The following is a 26,629-nucleotide window of genomic DNA, read 5'->3' on the forward strand; positions in this document are numbered from 1 at the left end:
CCCCTCGACATGCCGGTGCGCCGCGGGGGATGCTCCTGCCGATGACACGCACCGATACGCCGCCCGCCTGGGATGAGCGCACTCAACTGACCACTTTTCTCGGCTACGTTCGCGCCACCGCGCGCGCGAAGTGCGAGGACTTGTCCGACGAGGCGGCCCGCAAGGCGCCGCTCCCCGGCTCACCGTTGATGACCCTGAGCGGCCTCATCAACCATCTGCGCTGGGTCGAGTACTACTGGTTCCAGGTCGTCTTCCTCGGCGAGGAGGACGAGGGCCCGTGGACCGAGGAGGACCCCGACCGCGAGATGCGCATCGCCGTCGACCTCCCGCTGTCCCGGATGCTCGACGAGTACGCCGAGCAGTCCGCGCGTTACGACCGCCTGGTTGCCGAACACGATCTGGACACCACGGCCCGGCGCGAGCGGAGCGACGGCAGCGCGGTGAACCTTCGCTGGATCCTGCTGCACCTCATCGAGGAGACGGCGCGCCACAACGGCCACCTCGACCTCCTGCGCGAGATGGCCGACGGGCGGAAGGGCGTGTAGCTCTTCGCGCGGGCCTCCTTTGTCACAGTGATCCCTGCCGTGTCACGCATATCTCCATTACGCGGACCTTCCGTCACAGCCGATCAACAGCCCCTTTCCGCCCTCACTCCCTGTCGTTCAACGGGCACAGGCTCAGTGATCGCCAGCGTCCACGCCGCGGCTCCCCCGACGGTCCTCCAGGGCCGCCGCCGTGGCGCGCGCAGGGAGGTGCCAAAGATGACGGACAGAAGGCTCTGGTCCTACAAGGAGATTGCCGCGCACATCCGGGTGCAGCCGGACACGGTCCGGTCGTACCGCAAGCACGGCCTGCTCCCGCAGCCCGACCACGTCGAGGGCGGGAAGCCCTACTGGTGCCCGGACACCATCCGCGTCTGGGTGGCCAACCGTCCCGGCAACCGGGGCCGGGCGGACTGAGGTTCGCGCTGTGGCCCGGCATCCGGCCCCGTACACCGTCAGGTACGGGGCCGGCCGCGTAAACGCGTTGCCCGCAAAGGGGACGGGCACGGAGGATCGCCGGATGAGCGACTTCTCCGTCAAGCCCACCCTCACCGGCGACAACGTCGTGCTGCGTCCGGTCACCGAGGAGGATGCCGCCGTGTTCGAGGAGATCCTCCACGACCCTGACGTGCTGACGTTCACCGGCATCCCTGCCGGCGAGCCGCCCCTCTCCCTCGACTACCTCCGTTCCTGGTACGGCTCCCGGGGCGAGCAGCCGGACCGGCTCGATCTCGCGCTGGTCGACCGGGGCTCCGGGGATGTGGTGGGCGAGCTGGTCTTCAACGAATGGGACGAGCCCAACCGCAGTTGCAACTTCCGCACCCTGATCGGGCCCCGGGGCCGCGACCGGGGCCTGGGGACCGAGGCGATCCGGCTGTTCCTCGCGTACGGCTTCGAGCAGCTCGGCCTGAACCGGATCTCGCTCGGCGTCTTCGCCTTCAACCCGCGTGCGATACGGGCCTACGAGAAGGTCGGCTTCGTGCGGGAGGGTGTGGAGCGGGAGGCGCTGCTGCACCAGGGCGAGTGGGTCGACTCCCTCTACATGTCCGTTCTGGCCCGCGAGTGGGCCGTCCACCGCGGTCACCCCGGGTCCGCCCCGTCCGTCACCTCCTGATGGCCGGCTCGGGCTCGCGCACCGGCGTCGCTGCCGGTGCGGGCCCCGGTGTGCCCTCGCCGTCGCCCTCGCTGAGCCCGAACCTGGCGTGCAGGGCGCGCAGCGGGGCCGGGGCCCACCAGGTGGCCCGCCCGGTCAGCCGCATCACGGCGGGGACGAGCAGGCTGCGCACCACCATCGCGTCCATCACCACGGCCAGGGCGACGCCGAGCCCGAGCATCTTGGTGTTCGTCACCCGGGACGTGCCGATCGCCACCATCACCACCGCCAGGATCACGGCCGCCGCGGTGATCAGCCCGCCGGTGCGCCGGAGCCCGAACCGGACGGCTTGCTCGTGGTCGCCGGTGGTGTCGTACTCCTCCTTGATCCGGGAGAGCAGGAACACGCCGTAGTCCATGGAGAGACCGAAGGCGACACAGAACATCAGCACCGGCAGCGTCGTCTCGATGTCCCCCGTGGGAGTGAAGCCCAGGAGCCCGGACAGGTGGCCGTCCTGGAAGACCCACACCATCGCCCCGAACATCGCCGTGAGGCTCAGCGCGTTCAGCACGACCGCCTGGACCGGTATCAGCACACTTCCGGTGAGCAGGAAGACCAGCAGCAGGGTGGCCACCACGATGGTGCCCGCCGCCCACGGCAGCCGGTCGGCTATGGCGTCCTTGGAGTCGACCAGCACGGCCGCCGACCCGGTCACCGAGGTGGTGAACGGTGCCTTCTGGCCGCGCAGCTCCCCGACGAGACGCTGGGTGTCCTGGGCGACCGCCTCCCCCTCGGGCTGCACCGAGAAGTACGCGTACGTCCCCGAGGTCACCGGCCCGTCCACCCGCAGCACACCCGGCAGGCCCGCGATCCGGTCGCGGTACTCGGCGTACTGGGCGGCGGTGGCCCGCCCCTCGGCGAGGACCTCCAGCCCGCCGCCCGGGCTGCCCGGGAAGCCGTCCCGTATGTGCTCCTGGACGATGCGGGACTCGGCGCTCGACGGCAACTGCCGGTCGTCGGCCGTACCGAACTTCACGCCCATGAAGGGCAGCCCGAGCAGCACCAGCCCGGCGGCCGTACCGACCGCGAAGAGGGGCGCCCGGCGCATCACCAGCGTCGCCGTCCGCGCCCACCCCGCACCGGGGTCCTCCCCCGTGCCGCCGGCCTTCCCCTTCCGCCGGGCGAACAGGGGCCGCAGGTCGAGTGCGTTGACCCGGTGGCCGAGCAGCAGCAGGGCGGCCGGCAGCAGGATCAGCGCGGCGGCGGCCGCCAGCAGCACCACGGCGATGCCGGCGTACGCGAAGGAGCGCAGGAAGTACTGCGGGAAGACCAGCATGGCGGCGAGGGACACGGCCACCGTCAGCGCCGAGAAGAGCACCGTGCGCCCGGCCGTCCGCAGCGTCGTCGCCACCGCCGCACCGGTGCCGGCGCCGCCGGCCAGCTCCTCTCGGAACCGCCGCACCACGAACAGGGCGTAGTCGATGGCCAGTCCGAGGCCGAGCGCGGTGGTCAGGTTCATCGCGAAGACCGATACGTCGGTGAACTCGGTGAGCCCGCGCAGCACGGCGTTGGTGCCCAGGATGGCGACGATGCCGATGCCCAGCGGCAGCAGGGCGGCGACGGCGCTGCCGAAGACCATCACGAGGAGCACGAGCGTCACCGGAAGGGCGATCAGCTCGGCCCGCAGCAGGTCCTCCTGGATGATGGTCTGCATCTCGTGCTGTACGGCGACGGGCCCGCCGATCGTGACCTCCACCGGCCCGTGCGTGCCCCGGAACGCGGGCCCCATCCGCTCCAGGGTCTCGCCCCGGCTCTTCTCGTCGCCCTCGATCCGCGCCGCGATGAGCGCCTCGCGCCCGTCCTCGGCCCTGAGCGCGGGCGAGCCCGTCTGCCAGTACGAGCCGACGCCGACGACCCCCGGCTCGGCGGCGAGCCGCTCGGCGAGGCGCCGCGCCTCGGCGGCGACCGCGGGATCGTCCACCCCCGCGCGCCCGCTGTCGACGAGGAGCAGGAGGTTGGGCTGCGAGGCGGGGAACTCCCGCTCCAGGGCTTTCGTCGCGTACGCCGACGTGGAGTCCGGGTCCTCCCAGCCGCCGCTCCCCATGCGGTCGGCCACCCCGCTGCCGGCGAACACCGCCAGCGCCGTGATCACCAGCCCGAGCAGCAGTGCCAGGCGCGGCCGCGCGGTGATGAAGCGTGGCGCGCCGCCACGGGCGGGCGGGCTGTTGACTTCGGACATGACGCGGTGTCCCCTTCACCGTGATCCGGGACCCGTGCCCCCGTGGCACGCGTCGCGGACCGTCCCGTTGCCATAGACTGGCAAACACGAGTGATCGCTCGCGTTTTCCAAGAATGCGAGCGACCTCTCGTGTTTGTCAACCACTCCGAGAAAGCTGGGGATTGACATGCCGGACGCCACAGTTCCGACCGAGGCCAAGCCGCGCCGCCGGCAGGCGCGGGGGGAGCGGCGCATCGCGCAGTTGCTGGAGGCCGCCGCCCAGGTGTTCGCGACCACCGGCTACGCCACCGCCAGCACCAACGCCATCGCCCGCGAGGCGAGCGTCTCCCCCGGCACGCTCTACCAGTACTTCCCCAACAAGGAGGCCATCGCCGTCGAGCTCGGCGAGCGCCTGCTGCACCGGATGCGCGAGGCGCACGGCCAGGCGTTCACACCGGCCAACTTCGACCTGCCGCTGCCCGAGATGCTGGACGCGATCCTCGACCCGATGATCGAGTTCAACTGCGCGAACCCCGCCTTCCTCGCCCTGATGCACGGCTCCGACGTGCCCGGCCGGATCACCGAGGAGCACGACGCGCTGCACGCCTCCCTCCTGACGCGCATCGAGGAGCTGTTCGGCCACTACGTTCCGGACATGCCCGCCGACGAGCGCGGCCGCATGGCCTCCATGGCGCTCGCCGTGTTCAAGGCGGGGCTGGTCCTGGTCCTCGCCCACGAGGGAGCCGAGCGGGACGCGTACATCACGGAGCTGAAACGGGTGATGTTCCGGTATCTCGACCCGGTCATTGGAATTCATACCCCCTAGGGGTATACAGTTGGGCGCGTCAGGGCGTCACGGCATACCTTCCGGGTCCCGCGTACCCCTGCCGCACCACGACTCCGACCGAAGGGGAGAACACCATGACCGCCGAGACGAGGACCGAGCTGCCCCAGGCCACCGGATCCTGCTGCTCACCCACCGGCTCCTGCCACGACAGCGCGGGCGACGTCCGGACCGGCGGCATCACCACGGTCTACGAGGTCAAGGGCATGACCTGCGGTCACTGCGAGGGTGCCGTGGCGGAGGAGATCTCCGCGATCGCCGGCGTCACCTCCGTCCAGGCGGTCGCCGCGACCGGGCTGGTCACCGTCGTCTCCGAGGCCGCCCTGGACGAGGCCGAGGTCCGCGCGGCGGTCGACGAGGCGGGCTACGAGCTCATCGGCCCCGCCTGAGCGCCCACGCGCCGCCATCGGAGCCCACAGGCGCCCGGCCGGTCCGGGCCGCACCGTGACGACGGGCGGCCCGGACCGGCCGTTGCCTTTCCTCCCCCTTTGGCGGTGACTGTCCGTCCCCGGTCCCGTAGCTGCACGTGATTTCACCTTCACGTGACTCACAGGACCTTCACAAAGAGACCTAGATCACAGATATTTGGGGGTAACCATTTGGACGGCTCGCGAGTCTAAATGGGCGATGCCACGAACGTCTTGGGGGACGTTCATGGGATGTCTTGGGGGACGTCCCAGGCAAGCGTTGGCCGGGGCACGTGCACCGGGGAGCTTTGAGCGGCCCTCCCGTACGTACGTACCCCGGCAGATCGCACGCGAGCTTCTGCTGTAACCGGCAGACGCCCGGACCCGGATCCCGTGGGGGGAATCCGTTCCGGGGAAATGGGAAGCGCCCCGCTCGCCGACCCGTGGGGGGATCGGCGGCGGGGCGCTTCTCGCTTGAGTCGGGGCGCTGCGTCAGCGGCTCTCGACCGGGACGAAGTCGCGCAGGACCTCGCCCGTGTAGATCTGGCGCGGGCGGCCGATACGGGAACCCGGCTCCTTGATCATCTCGTGCCACTGGGCGATCCAGCCCGGCAGCCGGCCCAGCGCGAAGAGCACCGTGAACATCTCGGTCGGGAAGCCCATCGCCCGGTAGATCAGACCCGTGTAGAAGTCGACGTTCGGGTAGAGGTTGCGCGAGACGAAGTACTCGTCGGCGAGCGCGTGCTCCTCCAGCTTCAGCGCGATGTCCAGCAGCTCGTCGGACTTGCCGAGCGCCGAGAGGACGTCGTGCGCCGCCGCCTTGATGATCTTCGCCCGGGGGTCGAAGTTCTTGTAGACCCGGTGGCCGAAGCCCATCAGCCGGACGCCGTCCTCCTTGTTCTTCACCTTGCGGATGAAGGAGTCGACGTCGCCGCCGGTGGCCTGGATGCCCTGGAGCATCTCCAGCACCGACTGGTTGGCGCCACCGTGCAGCGGGCCCCACAGGGCCGAGATGCCGGCGGAGATGGAGGCGAACATGTTCGCCTGCGACGAGCCCACCAGACGCACGGTCGAGGTCGAGCAGTTCTGCTCGTGGTCGGCGTGCAGGATCAGCAGCTTGTCGAGCGCGGAGACCACGACCGGGTCCAGCTCGTACTCCTGCGCCGGGACCGAGAAGGTCATGCGCAGGAAGTTCTCGACGTAGGACAGGTCGTTGCGCGGGTAGACGAACGGGTGGCCGATCGACTTCTTGTACGCGTACGCCGCGATCGTCGGCAGCTTGGCCAGCAGCCGGATCGTGGACAGGTGGCGCTGCTTCTCGTCGAACGGGTTGTGGCTGTCCTGGTAGAACGTCGACAGCGCGCTGACGACCGAGGAGAGCATCGCCATCGGGTGGGCGTCGCGCGGGAACCCGTCGAAGAACCGCTTGACGTCCTCGTGCAGCAGGGTGTGCTGCGTGATCTCGTTCCGGAAGGCCGCCAGCTCGTCGACCTTGGGAAGCTCACCGTTGATCAGCAGGTATGCCACCTCGAGGAAGGTGGAGCGCTCGGCGAGCTGCTCGATGGGGTAGCCGCGGTACCGCAGGATGCCCTGCTCGCCGTCCAGGTAGGTGATCGCGGATTTGTAGGCGGCGGTGTTGCCGTATCCACTGTCCAGGGTCACCAGACCGGTCTGGGCTCGGAGCTTCCCGATGTCGAAGCCCTTGTCACCGACGGTGCTCTCGACCACCGGGTAGGTGTATTCACCGTCCGCGTACCGCAGTACTACAGAGTTGTCGCTCACGTCATCCCTCACCGACGTAGTGCCTCTTCTTCGAGGTGCCCTGACTGTCTCTACCATCCCCCACTTGGCCCAGCAGAGTGCACTCGGGGTCGACCATTCGGCCAATTGGCGGCACTCAGTGCCGTCAACCTGCTCATCCTGCCCCCTTCGCCCCGGTTGCGAAAGTCCGGATGATCCTTAGGTGATGTTTCCCACCCGTACCTCACCTTTCAGCCGGTGTCGCAGTGAGGTGAAGCGCCGGCCGGCGGAGACCGTACGGACCGCCTGCCCGATCGCTTTGCGGGAGCCGACGAGCACGACGAGCTTCTTCGCGCGCGTGACGGCCGTGTAGAGGAGGTTGCGCTGGAGCATCATCCACGCCCCGGTGGTGACCGGGATCACCACGGCCGGATACTCGCTGCCCTGGGAGCGGTGGATCGTGACGGCGTACGCGTGTGCCAGCTCGTCCAGCTCGTCGAAGTCGTACGGCACCTCCTCGTCCTCGTCCGTCAGCACCGTCAGCCGCTGCTCGTCCACGTTGAGTGAGGTGACCACGCCGACCGTGCCGTTGAAGACTCCGTTCGTCCCCTTCTCGTAATTGTTGCGAATTTGAGTGACCTTGTCGCCGACGCGGAAGACCCTGCCGCCGAATCTCTTCTCCGGAAGGTCCGGCCGGGCGGGGGTGACCGCCTGCTGGAGCAGGCCGTTGAGCGTGCCGGCCCCGGCCGGGCCCCGGTGCATCGGCGCCAGGACCTGCACGTCCCGGCGCGGGTCGAGGCCGAACTTCGCCGGAACCCGGCGGGCGGCGACGTCCACGGTGAGCCGGCCGGCCTCCTCGGTGTCCTCGGTGACGAACAGGAAGAAGTCCGGCAGCCCCGAAGTGATCGGGTGCTGACCGGAGTTGATCCGGTGTGCGTTGGTGACGACACCGGACTGCTGGGCCTGCCGGAAGATCCGGGTGAGCCGCACCGACGGGACGGGGCCGTCCTCCGCCAGCAGGTCGCTCAGCACCTCCCCCGCCCCCACGCTCGGCAGTTGGTCGACGTCCCCCACCAGCAGCAGGTGCGCACCCGGTGCCACCGCCTTGACGAGCTTGTTGGCCAGGAGCAGGTCCAGCATGGACGCCTCGTCGACGACGACCAGGTCGGCGTCGAGCGGCCGGTCCCGGTCGTACGCCGCGTCCCCGCCCGGCTTCAGCTCCAGCAGCCGGTGCACGGTCGACGCCTCCGCGCCGGTCAGCTCCGCCAGCCGCTTGGCCGCGCGGCCGGTGGGCGCCGCGAGGATCACCTTGGCCTTCTTGGCGCGGGCCAGCTCCACGATCGACCGGACCGTGAACGACTTGCCGCACCCGGGGCCGCCCGTCAGCACGGCGACCTTCCTGGTGAGGGCGAGCCGCACGGCCTCCTCCTGCTCGGGCGCCAGCTCCGCCCCCGTACGGTCCGCGAGCCACGCCAGCGCCTTGTCCCAGGCCACGTCCCGGAAGGCCGGCATCCGGTCCTCCTCGGTGCGCAGCAGCCGCTGGAGCTGGGCGGCCAGGGAGACCTCGGCGCGGTGGAACGGCACCAGGTACACGGCCGTCATCGGCTGCCCCTCGGGGCCCGGCACCCGCTCCCGTACGACGCCGCCCTCCTCCTCGTCCGCCACCAGCTCGGCGAGGCAGTCGATGACCAGGCCCGTGTCGACCTGGAGGAGCTTCACGGCGTCGCCGATCAACTGCTCCTCCGGCAGGAAGCAGTGCCCCTGGTCGGTCGACTGCGACAGCGCGTACCGCAGTCCGGCCTTCACCCGCTCCGGGCTGTCGTGCGGGATGCCCACCGCCTGCGCGATCCTGTCGGCGGTGAGGAACCCGATGCCCCACACGTCGGCGGCCAGCCGGTAGGGCTGGTTCCTCACCACGGAGATCGAGGCGTCCCCGTACTTCTTGTAGATGCGCACCGCGATGGAGGTGGAGACGCCGACGCCCTGGAGGAAGACCATCACCTCCTTGATCGCCTTCTGCTCCTCCCACGCGGCACCGATCATCTTCGTCCGCTTCGGCCCGAGCCCCGGCACCTCGATGAGCCGCTTCGGCTCCCGCTCGATGACGTCGAGGGTCTCGATGCCGAAGTGCTCCACGATCCGGTCGGCGATCCGCGGCCCGATGCCCTTGATCAGGCCGGAGCCCAGATAGCGGCGGATGCCCTGGACGGTGGCCGGCAGGACCGTGGTGTAGTTCTCCACCGTGAACTGCCTGCCGTACTGGGGATGTGAGCCCCAGCGGCCCTCCATGCGCAGCGACTCGCCCGGCTGCGCGCCGAGGAGCGAGCCGACCACCGTGAGGAGATCCCCGCCCCCGCGCCCGGTGTCGACCCGGGCCACCGTGTAGCCGTTCTCCTCATTGGCGTACGTGATCCGCTCCAGGACCCCTTCGACCACTGCCAGATTGGACATGCCACGACGCTACCCGGCACCTCGGACAGCACGGCCGGCCTGTGGACAACTCCCGCGTCCCCTGACGAGCCCGGCCGGAGCGGCGGTGCCGGTCCCCGGCCGCGATCACCCGGTCAGCGGTGCAGGCTGCGCGGGGCCGGACGACGCGGCGCACGATGGTGGGCGTACGCCCCTGCTTCGCCCCCGGCTCAAGGAGTTGGTTCGTGTGGACCGGCGTCTGCGGCCGAGTGCGGCCCTGGCCGTGGTGTGCGCCGTGGCCGGCGCCGCCTGTTCCGGCGGTGTCGCGCAGCCGGCTGTCGGCCCGCCTGTCGCACCCACTTCCCCCGGCCTGGAGACGCTGGCGGAGTCGGTACGGAAGGACATCGCCAAGGTGTGGCCCCGGACCGGGCGCATCTGGCCCGGTATGGACTTCACCGACCACAACGTGCTGATCACCGACGGCAGGAAGACCTACGCCGTCGACAAGGACGGGCGCCGCGCGGTCTCGCCGGAGGAGCTGAAGCGGAACAAGGTCGACGTACCGCAGCAGGGCGGATTCGACGTGGTCTCCTGGCAGGGCAAGGACTCGGTGATCGTCAGACCGCCCGAGGGCCGGGCCGCGGAGAGCCTGAAGCAGGACCCCACCGGGCTGGGCAGCCCGGACGTCGCGTCGTACACCTTCGAACTGGCCACGCACGAGCAGTTCCACCCCTACGTCCAGCACGACAAGAAGGCGCCGTGGAAGTCCCTCGAGGAGGCGGAGAAGCGGGGCGGGGGCGCCCGCGACGAGCTCTATCCGCTCAAGGCCGAGCCGCGCATCCACCGCGCCATGATCTACAACAGTCTGCTCACCGCCTACGAGGACCCCGGCAGGCGCACCGAGCAGCTCGCCGCGGCTGCGTACTGGCACAGGGCGTGGACCGAGCAGTACCCGGACGAGGCCGAACAGTGGGCCTCGACGGACCTGCTGGAGGGAACCGCCAAGTACGTCGAGAGGGTCGCCGTCGCGATGGCCCGCTCCGACGACCCCGACAGCGAGAGCCAGGTGCGGGCGTACCTCGTCCGCACCCTCAAGCCGATGAAGGTCGCCGCCAAGGGGCTCGAACCGTACGCGATCGGCACCGCCGCGCTGCTGAACGCCGACGAGCTGGGCCTGGACGTGAAGAAGACCCTCACCACCGAGCCGGTCACCCCGCTCTCGCTGCTCCTCAAGAACGTCAGGCCGGCAGCGCGGCAGACCGCGCCGGACGACGTGGTCCGTGGCATCCGGAACAGTGTGGCGAAGACGAACGAGGAACTCGCGGGTGAGATCGAGCCGTTCGTCAAGGGGGTCCAGGACAAGCGGAAAACGGTCCTGATGCTTCCCGCCGACCGGGTCTCCGGCAGCCTCGGCGGCAAGGGCTTCTACACCACCGAAGAGCTGCCGATCACCATCGTCCCCGCAGCCCGGGTCACCTTCCGGCTCGCCTCCGGCACCATCACCCTCGACCAGGTCACCACCGGCGAGCTGATCCAGGACGACAACACCGCCTACTTCGCCGTCCCCCTCGACCCCGAGGACGAGAACGTCTCACTCAAGGGCAACCGGCTCACGCTCACCGGCGACGGCCTGACCGGCACCGCCACCGTACGGAGCACGATGGATGACGGGCAGCGTTTCCTCTACGCGCAGTAGAGCGCCCGGCCCTCCACCGGCAGGCCGGCCGGCGGCCAGGGCCCGGTCCGAAGACGTCCGAAGACGTCCAAGGACCGGGCCCCGCGCGCTCCCCCCATCAGGGCCTCCTCTGAATCCCCCCGGATTCCCCCCGGCTGCCCTGATGACAGATACGACACGTGCCGCACCACGAAGGTTGTACGGGCGGCGGCCGCGATGTCAGAGCACGTACCGCACGTACCGCCGCGCCGTCTCCTCCAGCACCTCGATCCCGTCCCGGGCCCACAGGCCGTCGTTGAACAGCTCCACCTCGATGGGGCCGGTGTAGCCGGCCGCGTCGACCAGTTCGCGCCACGCGCGCAGGTCGATGGTGCCGTCTCCGATCTGGCCGCGTCCGGTGAGGACACCGGCCGGCAAGGGGGTGGTCCAGTCGGCGAGCTGGAAGGAGTGGATGCGGCCTTGCGCGCCGGCCCGTGCGACGGCCGCCGGGGCCCGGTCGTCCCACCAGATGTGGTACGTGTCCACGACGACGCCCACCTGGGAGGACGGGAACGGCTCGGCCAGGGCGAGGGCCTGGTCGAGGGTGGACACCGCGCAGCGGTCGGCCGCGTACATGGGGTGCAAGGGCTCGATCGCGAGCCGGATTCCCCGCTCGGCGGCGTACGGGGCCAGTTGGGCGAGCGCGGCGGCGATGACGGAGCGCGCGGCCGACAGGTCCTTCTCCCCGGGCGGGAGGCCGCCGGAGACGAGGACCAGGGTGTCGGTGCCGAGGGCCGCCGCCTCGTCGACGGCCGCGCGGTTGTCGTCGAGGTCGGCGGCGGTGGTGAAGAAGCCGCCCCGGCACAGGGTGGTGACGGTCAGCCCGGCGTCGCGCACGAGTTTGGCGGTGGCCTCCAGGCCGTACTCGGCGACCGGCTCGCGCCACAGGCCGATGCCCGGGATGCCCAGGCGCGCACAGGCCCCGGTCAGCTCGGGCAGCGGCAGTTGCCTGACCGTCATCTGGTTGATGCTGAACCTGGTGAGACTCACTCGCCGACTCCGTACACCGTGAGCAGGGACTTCATACGGGACTCCGCCAGCGCCGGGTCCGGGAACAGGCCCAGTCCGTCGGCCAGTTCGTACGCCCGCGCCAGGTGCGGGAGCGAGCGTGCCGACTGGAGGCCGCCGACCATGGCGAAGTGGTCCTGGTGGCCGGCCAGCCAGGCCAGGAACACCACGCCCGTCTTGTAGAAGCGGGTCGGTGCCTGGAAGAGGTGGCGGGAGAGGGGAACGGTCGGGTCGAGAACGGCGCGGAAGCCCGCCTTGTCGCCGGTGTCGAGGCGGCGGACCGCCTCGGCCGCCAGGGGGCCGAGCGGGTCGAAGACGCCCAGCAGGGCGTGGCTGAAGCCGTGTTCGTCACCCGCGATCAGCTCGGGGTAGTGGAAGTCGTCGCCGGTGTAGCAGCGCACCCCGCCGGGGAGGCGGCGGCGCAGGTCCACCTCGCGCCGCGCGTCCAGGAGGGACACCTTGACGCCGTCGACCTTGTCGGGGTGCTCGGCGATGACCTTCAGGAAGGTGTCGGTCGCGGCGTCCAGGTCGGCCGAGCCCCAGTAGCCCTCCAGGGCGGGGTCGAACATCGGGCCCAGCCAGTGGAGGATCACGGGTTCGGCGGACTGGCGCAGGAGGTGGGCGTACACGGTGAGGTAGTCGTCGGGGCTCGTCGCGGCCGCCGCGAGCGCCCGGGAGGCCATGAGGATGGGCTGGGCGCCGCTCTCCTCCACCACCGCCAACTGCTCCTCGTACGCGGCCCGCACGGCGGCCAGGTCCGCCGGGCCGGTGAGCTGGTCGGTGCCGGCGCCCGCCGCGATCCGGCCGTCGGCCGCCCTCGCCTCGGCGCCCGAGCGGCGGATCAGCTCGGCCGCCCCGGCCCAGTCCAGGCCCATGCCGCGCTGGGCGGTGTCCATGGCCTCGGCCACTCCGAGCCCGTGCGCCCACAGGTGGCGGCGGAAGGCGAGCGTGGCGTCCCAGTCGACGGCCGCCGGGGAGTCGGGCGAGACGTCCGCGTACGGGTCGGCCACGACGTGGGCGGCGGAGAAGACCGTACGGGATGTCAAAGGTCCCCCGGGCGGAAAGGAGGCCGGTTCGGTACGCGGTTCGTAGGTGCCGTGCGGGAGCCGGATCGTCACAGCGACAGCTCCGGTACGTCGTAACGGCGGCCCTCGGCCGAGGACTTCAGGCCCAGCTCGGCGAGCTGCACGCCGCGCGCGCCCGCCAGGAGGTCCCAGTGGTACGGCTCGTCGAGGGCGACGTGGCGCAGGAACAGCTCCCACTGGGCCTTGAAGCCGTTGTCGAACTCGGTGTTGTCCGGCACCTCCTGCCACTGGTCGCGGAAGGCCTCGGTGGCGGGGATGTCCGGGTTCCACACCGGCTTGGGCGTGGCCGAGCGGTGCTGGACGCGGCAGTCGCGCAGTCCGGCGACGGCCGAGCCGTGGGTGCCGTCGACCTGGAACTCGACGAGTTCGTCGCGGTGGACGCGTACCGCCCAGGAGGAGTTGATCTGCGCGACGGCGCCGCCGGACAGTTCGAAGATGCCGTACGCGGCGTCGTCGGCGGTGGCGGCGTACGGCTTGCCGTGCTCGTCCCAGCGCTGCGGGATGTGGGTGGTGACGTGGGCGTTGACGCTGGTCACGCGGCCGAACAGCTCGTGGAGTACGTACTCCCAGTGCGGGAACATGTCGACGACGATGCCGCCGCCGTCCTCGGCGCGGTAGTTCCAGGAGGGGCGCTGGGCCTGCTGCCAGTCGCCCTCGAATACCCAGTAGCCGAACTCTCCTCGTACGGAGAGGATCTCGCCGAAGAAGCCGCCGTCGATGAGGCGCTTCAGCTTGAGCAGACCCGGCAGGAAGATCTTGTCCTGGACGACGCCGTGCTTGATGCCGGCGGCCTGGGCCATGCGGGCGAGCTCCAGGGCGCCGGCGGTATCGGTGGCGGTCGGCTTCTCGGTGTAGACGTGCTTGCCGGCCGCGATGGCCTTGCCGAGGGCGTCGACGCGGGCGGAGGTGACCTGGGCGTCGAAGTAGACGTCGATGGACCCGTCGGCGAGGACCGCGTCGAGGTCGGTGGACCATTCCGTCAGTCCGTGGCGGTCGGCGAGTGCGCGCAGGGCGTGTTCGCGGCGGCCGACGAGCACCGGCTCGGGCCACAGGACCTGCCCGTCGCCGAGGTCGAGGCCGCCCTGGTCGCGGATCGCGAGGATGGAGCGCACCAGGTGCTGCCGGTAGCCCATCCGCCCCGTGACGCCGTTCATGGCGATCCGCACGGTTCTGCGTGTCACGAAGGTCCTCCATGTGTGGTCGGCCCCGTCGCCTGTTGTCGGCCCGGTCGCCTGTCGCTTACGGGAGTCTTGCCCGGACAACGTCGTAGCAAGCGCTTTCTATCGGGGATGACGCTAGCCTGCCGACAGCGGCCCGTACAAGGGCCCGGTCCGACTCTCCTCGGAGGAAAGCGATGACAGTCACCCTGGCCGATGTGGCGGCGCGCGCCCGGGTGTCCCCGGCCACTGTCTCCCGCGTCCTCAACGGCAACTACCCGGTCGCGGCCTCCACCCGGGAGCGGGTCCTGCGCGCGGTCGACGAGCTGGACTACGTCCTCAACGGCCCCGCCAGCGCGCTCGCCGCCGCCACCTCCGATCTGGTCGGCATCCTCGTCAACGACATCGCCGACCCGTTCTTCGGGATCATGGCGGGCGCCGCGCAGACCGCGATCGGCGAGGGCGGATCGGGCCGGGCGGGCGGCGAGAAGCTCGCCGTCGTCTGCAACACCGGCGGGTCCCCCGAGCGCGAGCTGACCTACCTGACCCTGCTCCAGCGCCAGCGCGCGGCCGCCGTCGTCCTGACCGGCGGCGCGGTGGAGGACCCGGGCCACATCGCGGCCATGGCCGCCAAGCTGGCCAAGCTCGCGGACGCCGGGACCCGGGTGGTGCTGTGCGGGCGGCCGCCGGTGCCGGCGGCGGGCGACGCGATCGCGGCCGCGCTGACGTTCAACAACCGGGGCGGCGGCCGGAAGCTGACGGAGCATCTGCTGACGCTGGGCCACCGGCGCATCGGGTACGTCGCCGGGCCGGCCGAGCGCACCACCACCCGCCACCGCCTGGAGGGCCACCGCGCGGCGATGGAGGCGGCCGGGCTCGCCGGTGGCCTGGACCGGCTCACCGTGCACGGGCCCTACGACCGGCGCTCCGGCTACGACGCGACGCTGGAGCTGCTGCGCCGTGACCCGGACCTGACGGCGGTCGTCGCCGCCAACGACACGGTCGCGCTGGGCGCCTGCGCCGCACTGCGCGACCAGGGGCTGCGCATCCCGGACGACGTCTCCGTGGCGGGCTTCGACGACCTGCCGTTCTCGGTGGACGCGGTGCCCGCCCTCACCACCGTACGGCTGCCGCTGCACGAGGCGGGCGCGCGTGCCGGGCGGCTGGCGACGGGCACGGAAGCACCGCCGCCGGGCGGCATCGCGACGATCGCCGGGGAGCTGATGGTCCGGGCGTCGACGGGGCGGCCGCGCGGTCGGTGACCTGGACCGGCCAGGACGGGGCCGCCCCGGCACTCGTGATCCGCCATGTCCGGGCGCCTTGCGGGTACGTTCCACGGGAGTGAGACCGGACCCGCGCCGCACGAAGGAGCTCCCGACCGTGAAGTACGCCTTCTCCACCCTCGGTGTCCCCGGGATGCCGGTCCCCGATGTCGTCCGCCTCGCCGTGGACAGCGGCTACCAGGGCGTGGAGCTGCGCGCCCACCCCGAGGAGCCGGTGCACCCGGGGCTCGTGGCGCACGAACGGCGGGCCGTGGCCGAGGAGTTCGCGCGGGAGGGCGTCGAGATCCTGACGGTGGCGGGGTACGCGCGCGTGGCGGAGGCCGGGGACGACGAGCCCGTGTACGAGGAGCTGCACCGGCTCCTGTACCTCGCGGCCGACCTGGGCGCGTCGTACGTCCGGGTGTTCCCTGGCGGCGGCGACCAGGACCCGGCACAGGCGGACGCGACGGCGGCCCGGCGGCTGGGCGCGGCGGCGGAGGTCGCCGCGGACCTGGGCGTGCGGGTCCTGGTGGAGACCCACGACTCGCACCGCACCGGTGCGGACGTGGCCAGGATCGTGGGGGCGGTCGGCCACAAGCACGTGGGCGCCCTGTGGGACGTGATGCACCCCTGGTCGGCGGGCGAGGCCCCGGCGGCCACGCACGCGGTGCTGGCGCCGTACCTGGGCTACGTCCAGGTCAAGGACATCGCCTCGGCGGAGGACCCCACGCCGCTGTCCCTCGGCGCCGGGGTGCTGCCGCTCGCCGAGTGCCTGGCGCTGGTGGGCGGCGAGGGCTGGGCCTGCTGGGAGTACGAGAAGCGGTGGTATCCGCAGGCGGCCGACCTGCCGCCGCTGCTCACGGCGGGCCGGGAGCACCTGGCCGCGATCGCCTAGGCACTGCCACCCGCGTCGGCCCCTCCCGCGTCCGTGTGCTTTTCGGGCGGGCTCCGCACGACACGTCGTCACCCTGGCACGGGGATCGGGATCCGGGTGTGAACCTGTCGTGGCGTCCCCGGGAACCGGCCGGGGAGCCCTGCGGCCGTGCGCGAGAGGGAGTCCTATGGTGTCCAGACGCCGTTTCGTGCAAGCCGGCGGTCTGACCGCCGCCGCGTGGACACTGGGCGGGCCGGCGGCGCTCGCCGGGGCGCTGACGCGCGAACCTCCCCCTGTCGGGGACCACATCCCGGCCACGGAGCTGGGGAACACGGCGGACTGTCCGGTACCGCCCGGCCACGACCCGGAGGTCATCAGGACCGTCTACCGGGTCGGCGGCCAGTTGGGCGTCAACGACAAGGTCATGCTCGCCGGCTTCGAGGCCGGGTGGGTCGAGTCGCACATGAACAACCTCCCCTGCGGGCACCTCGACTCGGTCGGCGTCTTCCAGCAGCGCCCGAGTCAGGGCTGGGGCACGCGCGAACAGTGCATGGACGTCACGTACGCGTCCAACGCGTTCTTCACCCGGGCCGTCGAAGCCGACCGCGCCCATCCCGAGTGGACGGCCGGCCAGGTCGCGCAGAGCGTGCAGCGGTCGGCCTACCCCGAGCGGTACGACCAGGCCGAGGCGAAGGCCCGCGCTCTCCTGGAAGAGGCGCGGACGGGCGGCGGCGACCCGGTGACGACGGTGCCGGGGCCGTGGGCCGACGCCCTGTAGCGCACCGGGACCGCCCCACGCCTTTCCCGGCGCCGGATGCTCAGGTCCTTGACCTGGCAGTTACTTTCCGGCTATCCGTGACTCCTTGGAAGTTTCCTTCATCCGGATGGCCGGAAGGAGCACCATGCACCACCGAGCCACACCCACCACCCCCTCCAGACGCACCCTCCTCACCGTCACCGCCGCCACCGCCGCGGCCGCGGCCGTCGGCGGAGCGACCGCCCCCGCCGGGGCGGCGACCGGCGAGGACCGCCGCCTCAAGCGGCTCATCTCCCGTATGAGCCTGGAAGAGAAGGTCGGCCAGCTCTTCGTCATGCGGGTCTACGGGCACTCCGCCACCGCCCCCGACCAGGCCGACATCGACGCCAACCTCAAGGAGATCGGCGTCCGCACCGCCGCCGAGCTGATCGCCACGTACCACGTCGGCGGCATCATCTACTTCTCCTGGGCCCACAACACCCGCGACCCGCACCAGATCGCCGACCTGTCCAACGGCATCCAGCGCGCCGCGCTCGGCCGGCCGGTCCCCGTGCCGGTCCTCATCTCCACCGACCAGGAGCACGGCATCGTCGCCCGGATAGGGGAACCCGCCACCCTGATGCCCGGCGCCATGGCGCTCGGCGCGGGCGGCTCGCGCTCCGACGCCCGCCGTGCCGCCCGCGTGGCCGGCGCCGAGCTGGCCGCGATGGGCATCCGCCAGAACTACGCGCCCGTGGCCGACGTCAACGTCAACCCGGCCAACCCCGTCATCGGCGTACGCTCCTTCGGCGCCGACCCGCGGGCCGTCGCCGCTATGGTCGCCGCCCAGGTCAGCGGCTACCAGCGGGCGGGCATCGCCGCCACGTCCAAGCACTTCCCCGGGCACGGCGACACGTCCGTCGACAGCCACTACGGCCTGCCGACCATCACCCACACCCGCGAGCAGTGGAACACGCTCGACGCGCCGCCGTTCCGGTCCGCCATCGCCGCCGGGATCGACTCGATCATGACGGCGCACATCGTCGTCCCCGCCCTCGACCCGGCCGAGGACCCCGCCACCCTCTCCCGCCCCATCCTCACCGGCATCCTCCGCGAGCAACTCGGGTACGACGGCGTCGTCGTGACCGACTCGCTCGGCATGGAAGGCGTACGCACCAAGTACGGCGACGACCGCGTCCCCGTCCTCGCCCTCAAGGCCGGCTGCGACCAACTGCTCAACCCGCCCAAGCTGTCCGTCGCCTGGAACGCCGTCCTCAAGGCCGTGCAGAGCGGCGAGATCAGCGAGGCCCGCATCGAGGAATCGATTCTCCGCATCCTCCGCCTGAAGGCCAAGCTGGGCCTGTTCCACGAGCCGTACGTCACCCACGACTCCGTGGACCGCACCGTCGGCACCCAACCGCACCTCACCACCGCCGACCGGATCGCCGAGCGGACCACCACCCTGCTGCTCAACGACGGCGGACTGCTCCCGCTCAGCCCCACCGACCGGCCGAACCTCCTCGTCGTGGGCGCCGACGTGGCCTCCCCGTCCGGGACGACCGGCCCGCCGACCGCCACCCTGGCCGCCGCCCTCACCGAACTCGGCTTCACCACCCGGGTGCTGCCGACCGGTACCGCCCCGACCACCGCGAAGATCGACGAGGCGGTCGCGGCGGCGGCCGGCAAGGACGCCGTGGTCGTCGGGACGTACAACGTCTCGGCCACCAGCAGCCAGCGCACCCTGGTGTCCCGGCTCGCGGCCACCGGCGTCCCGGTCGTCACGGTCGCCATCCGCAACCCCTACGACATCGCACGCCTCAGCGGCCAGCGCGCCACGCTCGCCACCTACTCCTGGACCGACGTCGAACTGCGCGCCGCCGCACGGGTCATCGCGGGGCGGGCGCGGCCGGAGGGCCGGCTGCCCGTGCCCGTACAGCGCGCGGACGATCCGGCCCAGGTGCTGTATCCGATGGGCTACGGCCTGACGTACAAATCCTGACGTACAAATAGCGCAATACCCCCGGCGCATCTGGCGTGTGGCCGCCACGGCGGGTCACGCTGGGCGCGAGGATCTGGGGGTCCCACATGCGTCGGCGACGAACCATGGGCGCCCTGCTGCTGGCGGCGGCGCTCATCACCGGCTGTGAGCAGGCACGCGGGGGCGCGCCCGTCGGCTTCGAGGAGACCGCCACCGGCTACGGCGCGGTCTTCCTCGGCCCCGGCGAGTGCAGCACCCGTGGCCGGGACTTCCGTGAGGTGCCCTGCGGCAGCGAGCGGGCGGTGGCACGGGTGCTGACCCGGTACGCGGGGCCGCCGGCCGACGGGCCGGTCTGTCCCCGGACCACCGACTTCGTGCTGCACGTCTCCGAGAGCCGCCCCGCCGCCGACGAGGACGGCGACGGGGCGGTGGCGCAGGGCTACGCCTGCATGCGCAACCTCCGGCCGCCGCACCCGGGCGACCCCGGGGGCGGCGGCGGGCCGTACACGGTCGCCGGGGACTGCCTCTACGGCTCCCGCGAGGGCCAGGTGAAGGAGACGGCCTGCGACGGCTCCGGCGCGCGGCGGCCGGAGTACCGGGTGGCCGAGGCCGTGGAGCGGCGGTCGCGGTGCCCGGCGTGGACGGATCTGTACGTCGAGCTGGGCGGCGAGCAGCCGGTGGGCTGCGCGCGCCGGCTGTGAGCGGTACGCGCAGCCCCCGTGCGCCTCAGGGGCGCAGCGTCTGCTCGCGCTTCAGCTCCCGCTTGTCCAGACGCGGGTCGTACGTCGCCAGCGGCGCCGCGCGCTGCGCGTCGGCCGGTGCCACGCCCGCCCAGGCCAGGATGCGCGCCGTCGCCTTCGTACGCTCGGCCTCGGTCAGGCCCGCGACGTTCGCGCCGTGGTTGGCGCCCGGCGCGGTCATGACGTAGGAGTCGCGGGCGCCCTTGTCGACGCGGAACTTCTCGGCGCCCCACGGGTCGTTGCCGCCGTACACGAAGAGCATGCCGCGCCCCTGGGTGCGTACCCAGGTGTCGACGTCACGCATCACCCACGGCTTGAACCGCACGGGGATGTCGCGCGGCACGAAGTTGCGGGCGGGCTGGTAGCCGTACCGGGTCAGGCCCGTCAGGTGCTCCATCCGCATGCTGGGCGAGCCGAGTTCGGTGGCGGCCTGGTAGTAGTACGGGGTGTACGGGTCCAGGCCCTGGTCGGAGTAGAACGACCAGCCGGAGTACGTGTCGATGGTGTCGTACACGGCCTGGTCGGTGGCGGTGGCGGCGTCCGGGACGGAGGCGCAGTCGGCCTCGGTGTGGTACTGCCAGAAGCCCCAGACGAAGTCCAGGACGACCGCCTCGTACGCCCTGTCCAGGCTGCCGACCGTGTTGAAGGTCGCGCCCTCGGCCTCGGCCCAGGTGCGGAACTTCTCCTGGAGCGGCGCCCGGCGGACGAGCGCCTCGCGCTGGAGGGCGTTCAGCCGGTCGCGGCACTCTTGGGTGGAGACGCTCGCGAAGAACCGGTCGTACGCCGCGTCCTCCTTCTCCACCACGTCGTTGGGGGCCACGTACGCGACGACGCCGTCCATGTCGCGGGGGTAGAAGCGCTCGTAGTAGGTGGCGGTCATGCCGCCCTTGGAGGCGCCGGTGGCCAGCCACTTGCGGTCGTAGATCTTCTTCAGCGCGGTGAAGATCCGGTGCTGGTCGGAGGCGGCCTGCCAGATGTCCAGCTTGGACCAGTCGGCGGGCTGGGGGCGGGACGGGGTGAAGAAGCGGTACTCCATGGAGACCTGGTTGCCGTCCACGATCCGGGTCGGCTCGGCGCGCCCGGGCCGGGTGCTGACGGCGTATCCACTGGTGTGGAAGACGGTGGGGCGGCTGGTGTCCTTGTGCAGCAGGGTCAGGCGCTGCTGGAAGGTGCCCTTGGAACGGTCGCGGTGGTCGACCGGCTGGGTGTAGGTGAGGACGAAGTAGCGGTATCCGGGGTAGGGCTTCTCCTCGACCAGGGTCATCCCGGGTATCGCCAGGATGCGGTCCTTGATGTCGGTGGTCGTGCCGTTGGTCGTGCCGCTGTCGGCGGGCCCGGCGGCGGTGGCCGTGCCGGCCGCGCTCACGGTGCCTATGAGCACCACGAGAGACAGCAGCCATCTGAGCGCCTTGCGCATTCACCCTCCACGTGGGTTTGCGGTGGTCGCCGCGAACCTAGTGGGGTCAACGTGCTTGCCGCCAGACCTGATTGGGCCCCGGACCGGTCAGCAGAGGATCCATCCCGTGGAGGCGCCCTTGCCCGCGACCGCGCCGGACGCGCGCACGCAGCGGTTGAGGGCGTGCACGGTGACGGGCCCGGCCTGCCGGGTGAACGCCCCCGCGTCGACGGCGGCCCGTCCGCCGCGCGGCTGGATGGACACCGACATGGCGCGCCGGGCGCCCGGCTTCTTGGCGACGGTCATGGCGCACGCGTACTGGCGGTTCTTGTACACGCGCAGCTCGCCGGTGCTGAACGCCATCGTCTTGACGAGCCGCCCGGAACAGGCCGTGGCCGCCGCGTCGGCACGTGGCGTGCCGGGTCCCGCGAGGACGAGGAAGCCCGCGGCGACCAGCACCGCGAGCACGTGTATGAGCAGTCGTCCTGCCCTGGCCGTGGCCACCCCACCGAACACGTTTGCTCCCCTCCGCCTCATGAGCGTACGTGCGTACGACGCACTGGAGCGCCGAACGGTTGCCCGGAGGGCGGCTAGGCGCAACCGATGCGCGTCACGCCGTCGCCGCCGGGGTCTCCGCCGGGGCCTCGCCGATGAAGGTGCGCCACAGCTCCGCGTAGCGGCCGCCGCGGGCCAGCAGCTCATCGTGGGTGCCGTCCTCGGCGACGCGGCCGTGGTCCATGACGACCACCCGGTCCGCGCGGGCCGCCGTGGTGAGGCGGTGGGCGACCACGAGGGTGGTGCGGCGGCCGGCGAGGCGGTCGGTGGCGGCGTTGACCTGCGCCTCCGTGGCCAGGTCCAGCGCGGCCGTCGCCTCGTCGAGCAGCAGCACGTCGGGGTCGACCAGCTCGGCCCGCGCCAGGGCGATCAACTGCCGCTGGCCCGCCGACAGGTTCCGCCCGCGCTCGGCGACCTCGTGCAGGTACCCGCCGTCCAGCGTGGCGATCATGTCGTGGGCGCCGACCGCCCGGGCCGCCGCCTCCACCTCCGCGTCGGTCGCCTCGGGCCGCCCGTACGCGATGGCGTCGCGCACCGTCCCGGGGAAGAGGTACGCCTCCTGGGGGACGACCCCCAGCCGGTGCCGGTACGCGGTCAGGTCGAGGTCCCGCAGGTCGGTGCCGTCGGCGGTGACCCGGCCGGAGGTCGGGTCGTAGAACCGGGCGACCAGCTTGACCAGCGTCGACTTGCCGGCGCCCGTCTCGCCGACGAACGCGACGGTCTGCCCCGCCGGGATGCGCAGGTCCACGCCCGTGAGGGCCGCCTCGTCGTCCCCGTACGCGAAGGAGACGTCCTCGAAGGCGATCTCGCCCCGGAGGGAGGACACCGGCCGCGGCTTCTCCGGCGCCGCCGTGGACGTCTTCTCGCGCAGCAGTTCCTGCATCCGTCCCAGCGAGACCGCCGCCTGCTGGTAGCCGTCGAAGACCTGCGACAACTGCTGCACTGGGGCGAAGAACAGATCGATGTAGAGCAGGTACGCGACCAGGGCGCCGGTCGTCAGCGTCCCGGCCTCGACCCGCCCCGCGCCCACGATCAGCACCGCCGCGGCCGCGACCGACGACAGGAACTGGACGAACGGGAAGTAGATCGAGATCAGCCACTGGCCACGCACGCGTGCCGCCCGGTACTCGGCGCTGCGCGCCGCGAACCGCTCCGCGCCCGACCGCTCGCGCCGGAACGCCTGCACGATCCGCAGCCCGGACACCGACTCCTGGAGGTCGGCGTTGACGACGCTGATCCGCTCCCGTGCCAGCTCGTACGCCTTCACACTCGACCGGCGGAAGAAGAACGTGCCGACCACCAGCACCGGCAGCGTCGCGAAGACGACCAGCGCGAGCTGTACGTCGATCACGACGAGCGCGACCATGATGCCGAAGAACGTCACCAGCGACACGAACGCGGTCACGAGCCCGGTCTGGAGGAACGTCGACAGGGCGTCCACGTCCGTCGTCATCCGGGTCATGATCCGCCCGGTCAGCTCCCGCTCGTAGTAGTCGAGCCCCAGGCGCTGGAGCTGCGCGAAGATCTTCAGGCGCAGCGCGTACAGCACCCGCTCGCCGGTCCGGCCGGTCATCCGGATCTCACCGGTCTGCGCCACCCACTGCACCAGCACCGTCACCAGCGCCAGCGCGGACGCCGCCCACACGGCGCCCAGCGCGGCCTGCTCCACGCCCTCGTCGATGCCGTGCCGGATCAGGATCGGCAGCAGCAGGCCCATGCCCGCGTCGACCGCCACGAGGAACAGGCTGACCAGGAGCGCCGCCCCGAAGCCGCGCAGCAGCCTGCGCAGCCCGTAGGACTCCTCGGGCGTGACCGCCCGCGCCTCGTCGACCGCCGGGGTGTCCGTCGCCGGCGGCAGCGCCTCGACCTGGGCGAGCAGCTCGGGCGTGGCGCCCGGCGCCGCCGACTCCTCGACGGGCTGTTCCCGCTCCCACAGGGCGGGCGTGATGCCCCGTTCCGCGTCGAACTCGGCGTCCAGCTCCTCCCGTACCGTGCGGTCCTCGGGCATCTCCAGGGGCACGGCGTGGCCGGGCGAGACGCCGCCCAGCTCATCGGGGTCGGTCAGCAGCCGCCGGTAGAGCGCCGAGCGCCGCTCCAGCTCCTCGTGCGTACCGATGTCGGACAGCCGCCCGCCGTCGAGGACGGCGATCCGGTCGGCGAGGTTCAGCGTGGAGCGGCGGTGGGCGATCAGCAGGGTGGTGCGCCCGGCCATGACGGCCCGCAGCGCCTCGTGGATCTCGTGCTCGATACGGGCGTCGACCGCCGAGGTGGCGTCGTCGAGGAGCAGCAGCCTGGGGTCGGTGAGGATCGCCCGGGCGAGCGCGATGCGCTGGCGCTGCCCGCCGGACAGGGTCAGGCCGTGCTCGCCGACCTTGGTGTCGTACCCCTCGGGCAGGTCGTTGATGAAGCCGTCCGCCTGCGCGGCCCGGGCCGCCGTGCGGATCTCCTCGTCGGTGGCGTCGGGCTTGCCGTAGGCGATGTTGGCGCGGACGGTGTCGGAGAAGAGGAAGCTGTCCTCCGGTACGAGGCCGATGGCGTCCCGCAGCGAGGCGAGCGTCAGCTCACGCACGTCGTGCCCGCCGACCAGGACGGCGCCGTGCGTCACGTCGTAGAAGCGCGGCAGCAGCAGCGAGACGGTGGACTTGCCGCTGCCGGAGGAGCCGACGACGGCGACGGTCTCACCGGGGCGGATCTCCAGCGAGAAGCCGTCGAGGACCGGGCGCCCGTCCTCGTAGGCGAACGACACGTCGTCGAACTCGACGCTCGCGGGGGCGTCGGCCGGCAGCTCCTTGGTGCCGTCCTGGATCACCGGTTCGGTGTCGATGAGCTCCAGGACGCGCTCCACGCCCGCGCGTGCCTGCTGGCCGACGGTGAGGACCATGGCGAGCATCCGGACCGGGCCGACGAGCTGCGCGAGGTAGGTGGAGAACGCGACGAACGTGCCCAGGGTGATCTGCCCGCGGGTGGCCAGCCAGCCGCCGAGCGCCAGCATGGCGACCTGCCCGAGCGCGGGCACGGACTGGAGGGCCGGGGTGTAGCGGCTGTTCAGCTTGATGGTGCGCATCCGGCCGGCGAACAGCTTGCGGCTCGCCTCGCGGATCTTGCCGGTCTCCTGGTCCTCCTGCCCGAAGCCCTTGACCACGCGTACGCCGGTCACGGCACCGTCGACCACGCCCGCGACGTGCGCGGCCTGCGCCTGGGCGTACCAGGTGGCGGGGTGCAGCCGGGTGCGGCTGCGCTTGGCGATCCACCACAGGGCGGGGGCGACGGCGAGCGCGACGAGGGTGAGCGGCAGCGACAGCCACGCCATGACGACGAGGGAGATCAGGAAGAGCAGGAAGTTCCCGATGGTCATCGGGAGCATGAACAGCAGACCCTGGATGAGCTGGAGGTCGCTGGTGGCGCGGCCGACGACCTGCCCGGTGGACAGCTCGTCCTGCCGCCGCCCGTCCAGCCGCATGATCGTCCCGTACATCTCGGTGCGCAGGTCGTGCTGCACGTCGAGGGCGAGGCGGCCGCCGTAGTAGCGGCGTATGTACGTCAGGACGTAGACGGCGACCGCGGCGGCCATCAGGAGGCCGGTCCAGACGGCGAGGGAGCGCGTGCCGGCGCCGATGACGTCGTCGATGACGACCTTGGTGATCAGCGGGACGATGGCCATGACGGCCATGCCCGCGAGGGACGACCCGAGCGCGAGCACCACGTTGCGCCGGTACCGCCAGGCGTACCCGGACAGCCGTCGTGCCCATCCCTGCTCTGCCGCCGCCACGTGGTGCCTCCCGTTGTCGACCTCTGGTCCGATCATCCGATCGGCCTGATCTACCGGAAGGCACCAACGCGGACACGGACGGATTTCATCCCTCCGCTGCCGCCGGCCTAGCGCGGGGCGCTCACCAGGTCCTGGGCGGCACGGCCCGGCACGGCCGGGACGGCTTCCTGCGGGACGGCCGGCGGGACGAAGCTGTCGCTCCTCGCGGCGCCCGGGTTGAGGTCGGCGTGGACCACGCGCGCGACGGCCTGGATGGTGTTGATGCCGTCCTGCATGGTCGCGTTGTCGTGCGTGAGGACGGTGATCTGGTAGTTGTGCGCCGTGCCGGTGAAGGCGCCGATGGAGTGCACGCGCCAGCCGTGGGTGGCGCGCGGCAGCCAGCCGTTCTTCACGTGGATCTTCGCGGTGCTGGGGGCGCCGGCGGGGGTGCCCCACCGCTGGGAGGAGACGACCTTGTTCATCAGGTCGAGGATGTAGGCGCGCGAGGCGTCGGTGAGGACGGTGTTCTTCGCGGTGATCAGGGCCAGCAGCTTCTGCTGGTCACGGGCGGTGATCTGGGTGAGCCCCCAGTAGCCGCCGGAGCCGGGGACGGTCCTGGTCATGCCGGCCGCGGCGAGGAAGCCCTTGACCTTGGTCACGCCGAGCTGCTTCCACAGCGCGCTGGTGGCGTCGTTGTCCGACTTGGTGATCATGGCATAGGCGCGCGACTTCTCGGTCGCGGTCAGGGCCCGCTTGGACTTCTGCGCGTCCCACAGGAGGGTGGCGAGCACGGTCGTCTTGACCACGCTGGCGGAGTCGAACTGGGTGTCCGGCCGCAGGACGCAGCTCGTCTTGGTGACGCGGTCGTTGACGAGGATCGCGGTGGTGGACTTGCGGCCCTTGAGCGCGGCGTTGATGTCGTTGACCAGTTGGGCGGCGAGGCCCGCCTTCTGGGAGGTGCACGCCACGGCCGGTGTCGCGGCGGTGGCGGGTGTGACGCCGGCGGCGGTCGGCAGGAGCACCCCGAGGGCGACCGCGGCGCACAGGGCCCCGCGCCGGCGGCGGGATATGGAGAGTCTGTTCACGCATTCGATGACTCGGCAGGACGCGAAAAGTTGTACGC

21 protein-coding genes are annotated in these 26,629 nt (G+C 71.6%); 11 read left to right on the forward strand and 10 right to left on the reverse strand.

Translation table 11 applies throughout. The features are described from left to right. Nucleotides 1–41: 41 nt before the first annotated feature. The 3 genes from AB0J57_RS29670 to AB0J57_RS29680 all read left to right on the forward strand — a co-directional run bounded on the left by AB0J57_RS29670 (nucleotide 42) and on the right by AB0J57_RS29680 (nucleotide 1,656). A complete protein-coding gene (locus AB0J57_RS29670; RefSeq protein WP_366131418.1) occupies nucleotides 42–545 on the forward strand; it encodes a DinB family protein in 504 nt (167 codons plus the stop codon). A gap of 216 nt (nucleotides 546–761) precedes the next feature. Then, a complete protein-coding gene (locus AB0J57_RS29675) occupies nucleotides 762–959 on the forward strand; it encodes a MerR family transcriptional regulator (RefSeq protein WP_366131419.1) in 198 nt (65 codons plus the stop codon). Nucleotides 960–1,062: 103 nt separating this feature from the next. Beyond that, a complete protein-coding gene (locus tag AB0J57_RS29680) occupies nucleotides 1,063–1,656 on the forward strand; it encodes a GNAT family protein (protein ID WP_366131420.1) in 594 nt (197 codons plus the stop codon). Here the strand turns inward: AB0J57_RS29680 and AB0J57_RS29685 are convergent. Then, a complete protein-coding gene (locus tag AB0J57_RS29685) occupies nucleotides 1,646–3,874 on the reverse strand; it encodes an MMPL family transporter (protein WP_366131421.1) in 2,229 nt (742 codons plus the stop codon). The genes AB0J57_RS29680 and AB0J57_RS29685 overlap by 11 nt on opposite strands. A gap of 166 nt (nucleotides 3,875–4,040) precedes the next feature. On the opposite strand from AB0J57_RS29685, the gene AB0J57_RS29690 reads away from it, so the two are divergent. Further along, entirely contained in the window at nucleotides 4,041–4,679 is a 639-nt protein-coding gene (locus AB0J57_RS29690) for a TetR/AcrR family transcriptional regulator (RefSeq protein WP_366131422.1), read from the forward strand. A gap of 95 nt (nucleotides 4,680–4,774) precedes the next feature. Further along, nucleotides 4,775–5,086, forward strand: a complete 312-nt coding sequence (locus AB0J57_RS29695) for a heavy-metal-associated domain-containing protein (protein WP_366131424.1) — start codon at nucleotides 4,775–4,777, stop codon at nucleotides 5,084–5,086. Nucleotides 5,087–5,596: 510 nt separating this feature from the next. Here AB0J57_RS29695 and AB0J57_RS29700 read toward each other — a convergent pair. Both AB0J57_RS29700 and AB0J57_RS29705 read right to left on the reverse strand, forming a co-directional pair. Beyond that, nucleotides 5,597–6,886 (reverse strand): citrate synthase, encoded by a 1,290-nt coding sequence (locus tag AB0J57_RS29700; RefSeq protein ID WP_366131425.1) that lies wholly within the window; start codon nucleotides 6,884–6,886, stop codon nucleotides 5,597–5,599. Between the two features lie 177 nt (nucleotides 6,887–7,063). Next, nucleotides 7,064–9,295, reverse strand: coding sequence for an ATP-dependent RecD-like DNA helicase (locus AB0J57_RS29705; protein WP_366131426.1), 2,232 nt, complete (start codon nucleotides 9,293–9,295; stop codon nucleotides 7,064–7,066). A gap of 205 nt (nucleotides 9,296–9,500) precedes the next feature. Between AB0J57_RS29705 and AB0J57_RS29710 the strand changes: the two genes are divergently transcribed. Continuing rightward, entirely contained in the window at nucleotides 9,501–10,949 is a 1,449-nt protein-coding gene (locus tag AB0J57_RS29710) for a hypothetical protein (RefSeq protein ID WP_366131427.1), read from the forward strand. Between the two features lie 198 nt (nucleotides 10,950–11,147). On the opposite strand, the gene AB0J57_RS29715 is transcribed toward AB0J57_RS29710, so the two are convergent. The 3 genes from AB0J57_RS29715 to AB0J57_RS29725 are packed head-to-tail and all read right to left on the reverse strand — an operon-like array spanning nucleotide 11,148 to nucleotide 14,241. Continuing rightward, on the reverse strand, nucleotides 11,148–11,927 hold the full coding sequence (locus AB0J57_RS29715; protein WP_366131472.1) for a sugar phosphate isomerase/epimerase family protein: 780 nt from the start codon (nucleotides 11,925–11,927) through the stop codon (nucleotides 11,148–11,150). Nucleotides 11,928–11,953: 26 nt separating this feature from the next. Beyond that, nucleotides 11,954–13,093: a dihydrodipicolinate synthase family protein gene (locus tag AB0J57_RS29720; RefSeq protein ID WP_366131428.1), complete on the reverse strand. Its 1,140-nt coding sequence runs from the start codon at nucleotides 13,091–13,093 to the stop codon at nucleotides 11,954–11,956. After that, nucleotides 13,090–14,241, reverse strand: coding sequence for a Gfo/Idh/MocA family oxidoreductase (locus AB0J57_RS29725; protein WP_366131429.1), 1,152 nt, complete (start codon nucleotides 14,239–14,241; stop codon nucleotides 13,090–13,092). Before AB0J57_RS29725 ends, AB0J57_RS29720 begins: the two co-directional genes overlap by 4 nt. A gap of 173 nt (nucleotides 14,242–14,414) precedes the next feature. Between AB0J57_RS29725 and AB0J57_RS29730 the strand changes: the two genes are divergently transcribed. From AB0J57_RS29730 to AB0J57_RS29750, 5 genes are all read left to right on the forward strand, one after another. Next, nucleotides 14,415–15,479 (forward strand): LacI family DNA-binding transcriptional regulator, encoded by a 1,065-nt coding sequence (locus AB0J57_RS29730; RefSeq protein ID WP_366131430.1) that lies wholly within the window; start codon nucleotides 14,415–14,417, stop codon nucleotides 15,477–15,479. A gap of 118 nt (nucleotides 15,480–15,597) precedes the next feature. Beyond that, on the forward strand, nucleotides 15,598–16,374 hold the full coding sequence (locus AB0J57_RS29735) for a sugar phosphate isomerase/epimerase family protein (protein WP_366131431.1): 777 nt from the start codon (nucleotides 15,598–15,600) through the stop codon (nucleotides 16,372–16,374). A gap of 169 nt (nucleotides 16,375–16,543) precedes the next feature. Then, on the forward strand, nucleotides 16,544–17,131 hold the full coding sequence (locus AB0J57_RS29740) for a hypothetical protein (RefSeq protein ID WP_366131432.1): 588 nt from the start codon (nucleotides 16,544–16,546) through the stop codon (nucleotides 17,129–17,131). Nucleotides 17,132–17,255: 124 nt separating this feature from the next. After that, nucleotides 17,256–19,088, forward strand: coding sequence for a glycoside hydrolase family 3 N-terminal domain-containing protein (locus AB0J57_RS29745; RefSeq protein ID WP_366131433.1), 1,833 nt, complete (start codon nucleotides 17,256–17,258; stop codon nucleotides 19,086–19,088). Nucleotides 19,089–19,174: 86 nt separating this feature from the next. Then, the gene (locus AB0J57_RS29750; RefSeq protein ID WP_366131434.1) at nucleotides 19,175–19,768 is read left to right on the forward strand and encodes a hypothetical protein; all 594 of its coding nucleotides are present in this window, start codon (nucleotides 19,175–19,177) and stop codon (nucleotides 19,766–19,768) included. Nucleotides 19,769–19,793: 25 nt separating this feature from the next. On the opposite strand, the gene AB0J57_RS29755 is transcribed toward AB0J57_RS29750, so the two are convergent. The 4 genes from AB0J57_RS29755 to AB0J57_RS29770 form a co-directional block, all read right to left on the reverse strand. Continuing rightward, on the reverse strand, nucleotides 19,794–21,224 hold the full coding sequence (locus tag AB0J57_RS29755) for an aminopeptidase (RefSeq protein WP_366131435.1): 1,431 nt from the start codon (nucleotides 21,222–21,224) through the stop codon (nucleotides 19,794–19,796). 87 nt (nucleotides 21,225–21,311) lie between these two features. Further along, the gene (locus AB0J57_RS29760) at nucleotides 21,312–21,719 is read right to left on the reverse strand and encodes a hypothetical protein (RefSeq protein ID WP_366131436.1); all 408 of its coding nucleotides are present in this window, start codon (nucleotides 21,717–21,719) and stop codon (nucleotides 21,312–21,314) included. A gap of 94 nt (nucleotides 21,720–21,813) precedes the next feature. After that, the gene (locus tag AB0J57_RS29765) at nucleotides 21,814–25,527 is read right to left on the reverse strand and encodes an ABC transporter ATP-binding protein (protein ID WP_366131437.1); all 3,714 of its coding nucleotides are present in this window, start codon (nucleotides 25,525–25,527) and stop codon (nucleotides 21,814–21,816) included. A 107-nt stretch (nucleotides 25,528–25,634) separates the two neighbouring features. After that, complete coding sequence (locus AB0J57_RS29770) at nucleotides 25,635–26,591, reverse strand: serine hydrolase (RefSeq protein ID WP_366131438.1); 957 nt, start codon at nucleotides 26,589–26,591, stop codon at nucleotides 25,635–25,637. Between the last annotated feature and the right edge of the window lie 38 nt (nucleotides 26,592–26,629).

Source organism: Streptomyces sp. NPDC049837, assembly GCF_040674455.1.
In the GTDB taxonomy this organism is placed as follows: Bacteria; Actinomycetota; Actinomycetes; order Streptomycetales; family Streptomycetaceae; genus Streptomyces.

Excerpts from the sequence above, each read along its gene's own strand:
- AB0J57_RS29695 (WP_366131424.1), top strand. The coding sequence starts at position 4,775 with ATGACCGCCGAGACGAGGACCGAGCTGCCCCAGGCCACCGGATCCTGC.
- AB0J57_RS29685 (WP_366131421.1), bottom strand. The coding sequence starts at position 3,874 with ATGTCCGAAGTCAACAGCCCGCCCGCCCGTGGCGGCGCGCCACGCTTC.
- AB0J57_RS29730 (WP_366131430.1), top strand. The coding sequence starts at position 14,415 with ATGACAGTCACCCTGGCCGATGTGGCGGCGCGCGCCCGGGTGTCCCCG.
- AB0J57_RS29690 (WP_366131422.1), top strand. The coding sequence starts at position 4,041 with ATGCCGGACGCCACAGTTCCGACCGAGGCCAAGCCGCGCCGCCGGCAG.
- AB0J57_RS29680 (WP_366131420.1), top strand. The coding sequence starts at position 1,063 with ATGAGCGACTTCTCCGTCAAGCCCACCCTCACCGGCGACAACGTCGTG.
- AB0J57_RS29675 (WP_366131419.1), top strand. The coding sequence starts at position 762 with ATGACGGACAGAAGGCTCTGGTCCTACAAGGAGATTGCCGCGCACATC.
- AB0J57_RS29670 (WP_366131418.1), top strand. The coding sequence starts at position 42 with ATGACACGCACCGATACGCCGCCCGCCTGGGATGAGCGCACTCAACTG.
- AB0J57_RS29745 (WP_366131433.1), top strand. The coding sequence starts at position 17,256 with ATGCACCACCGAGCCACACCCACCACCCCCTCCAGACGCACCCTCCTC.
- AB0J57_RS29705 (WP_366131426.1), bottom strand. The coding sequence starts at position 9,295 with ATGTCCAATCTGGCAGTGGTCGAAGGGGTCCTGGAGCGGATCACGTAC.
- AB0J57_RS29755 (WP_366131435.1), bottom strand. The coding sequence starts at position 21,224 with ATGCGCAAGGCGCTCAGATGGCTGCTGTCTCTCGTGGTGCTCATAGGC.
- AB0J57_RS29715 (WP_366131472.1), bottom strand. The coding sequence starts at position 11,927 with ATGACGGTCAGGCAACTGCCGCTGCCCGAGCTGACCGGGGCCTGTGCG.
- AB0J57_RS29750 (WP_366131434.1), top strand. The coding sequence starts at position 19,175 with ATGCGTCGGCGACGAACCATGGGCGCCCTGCTGCTGGCGGCGGCGCTC.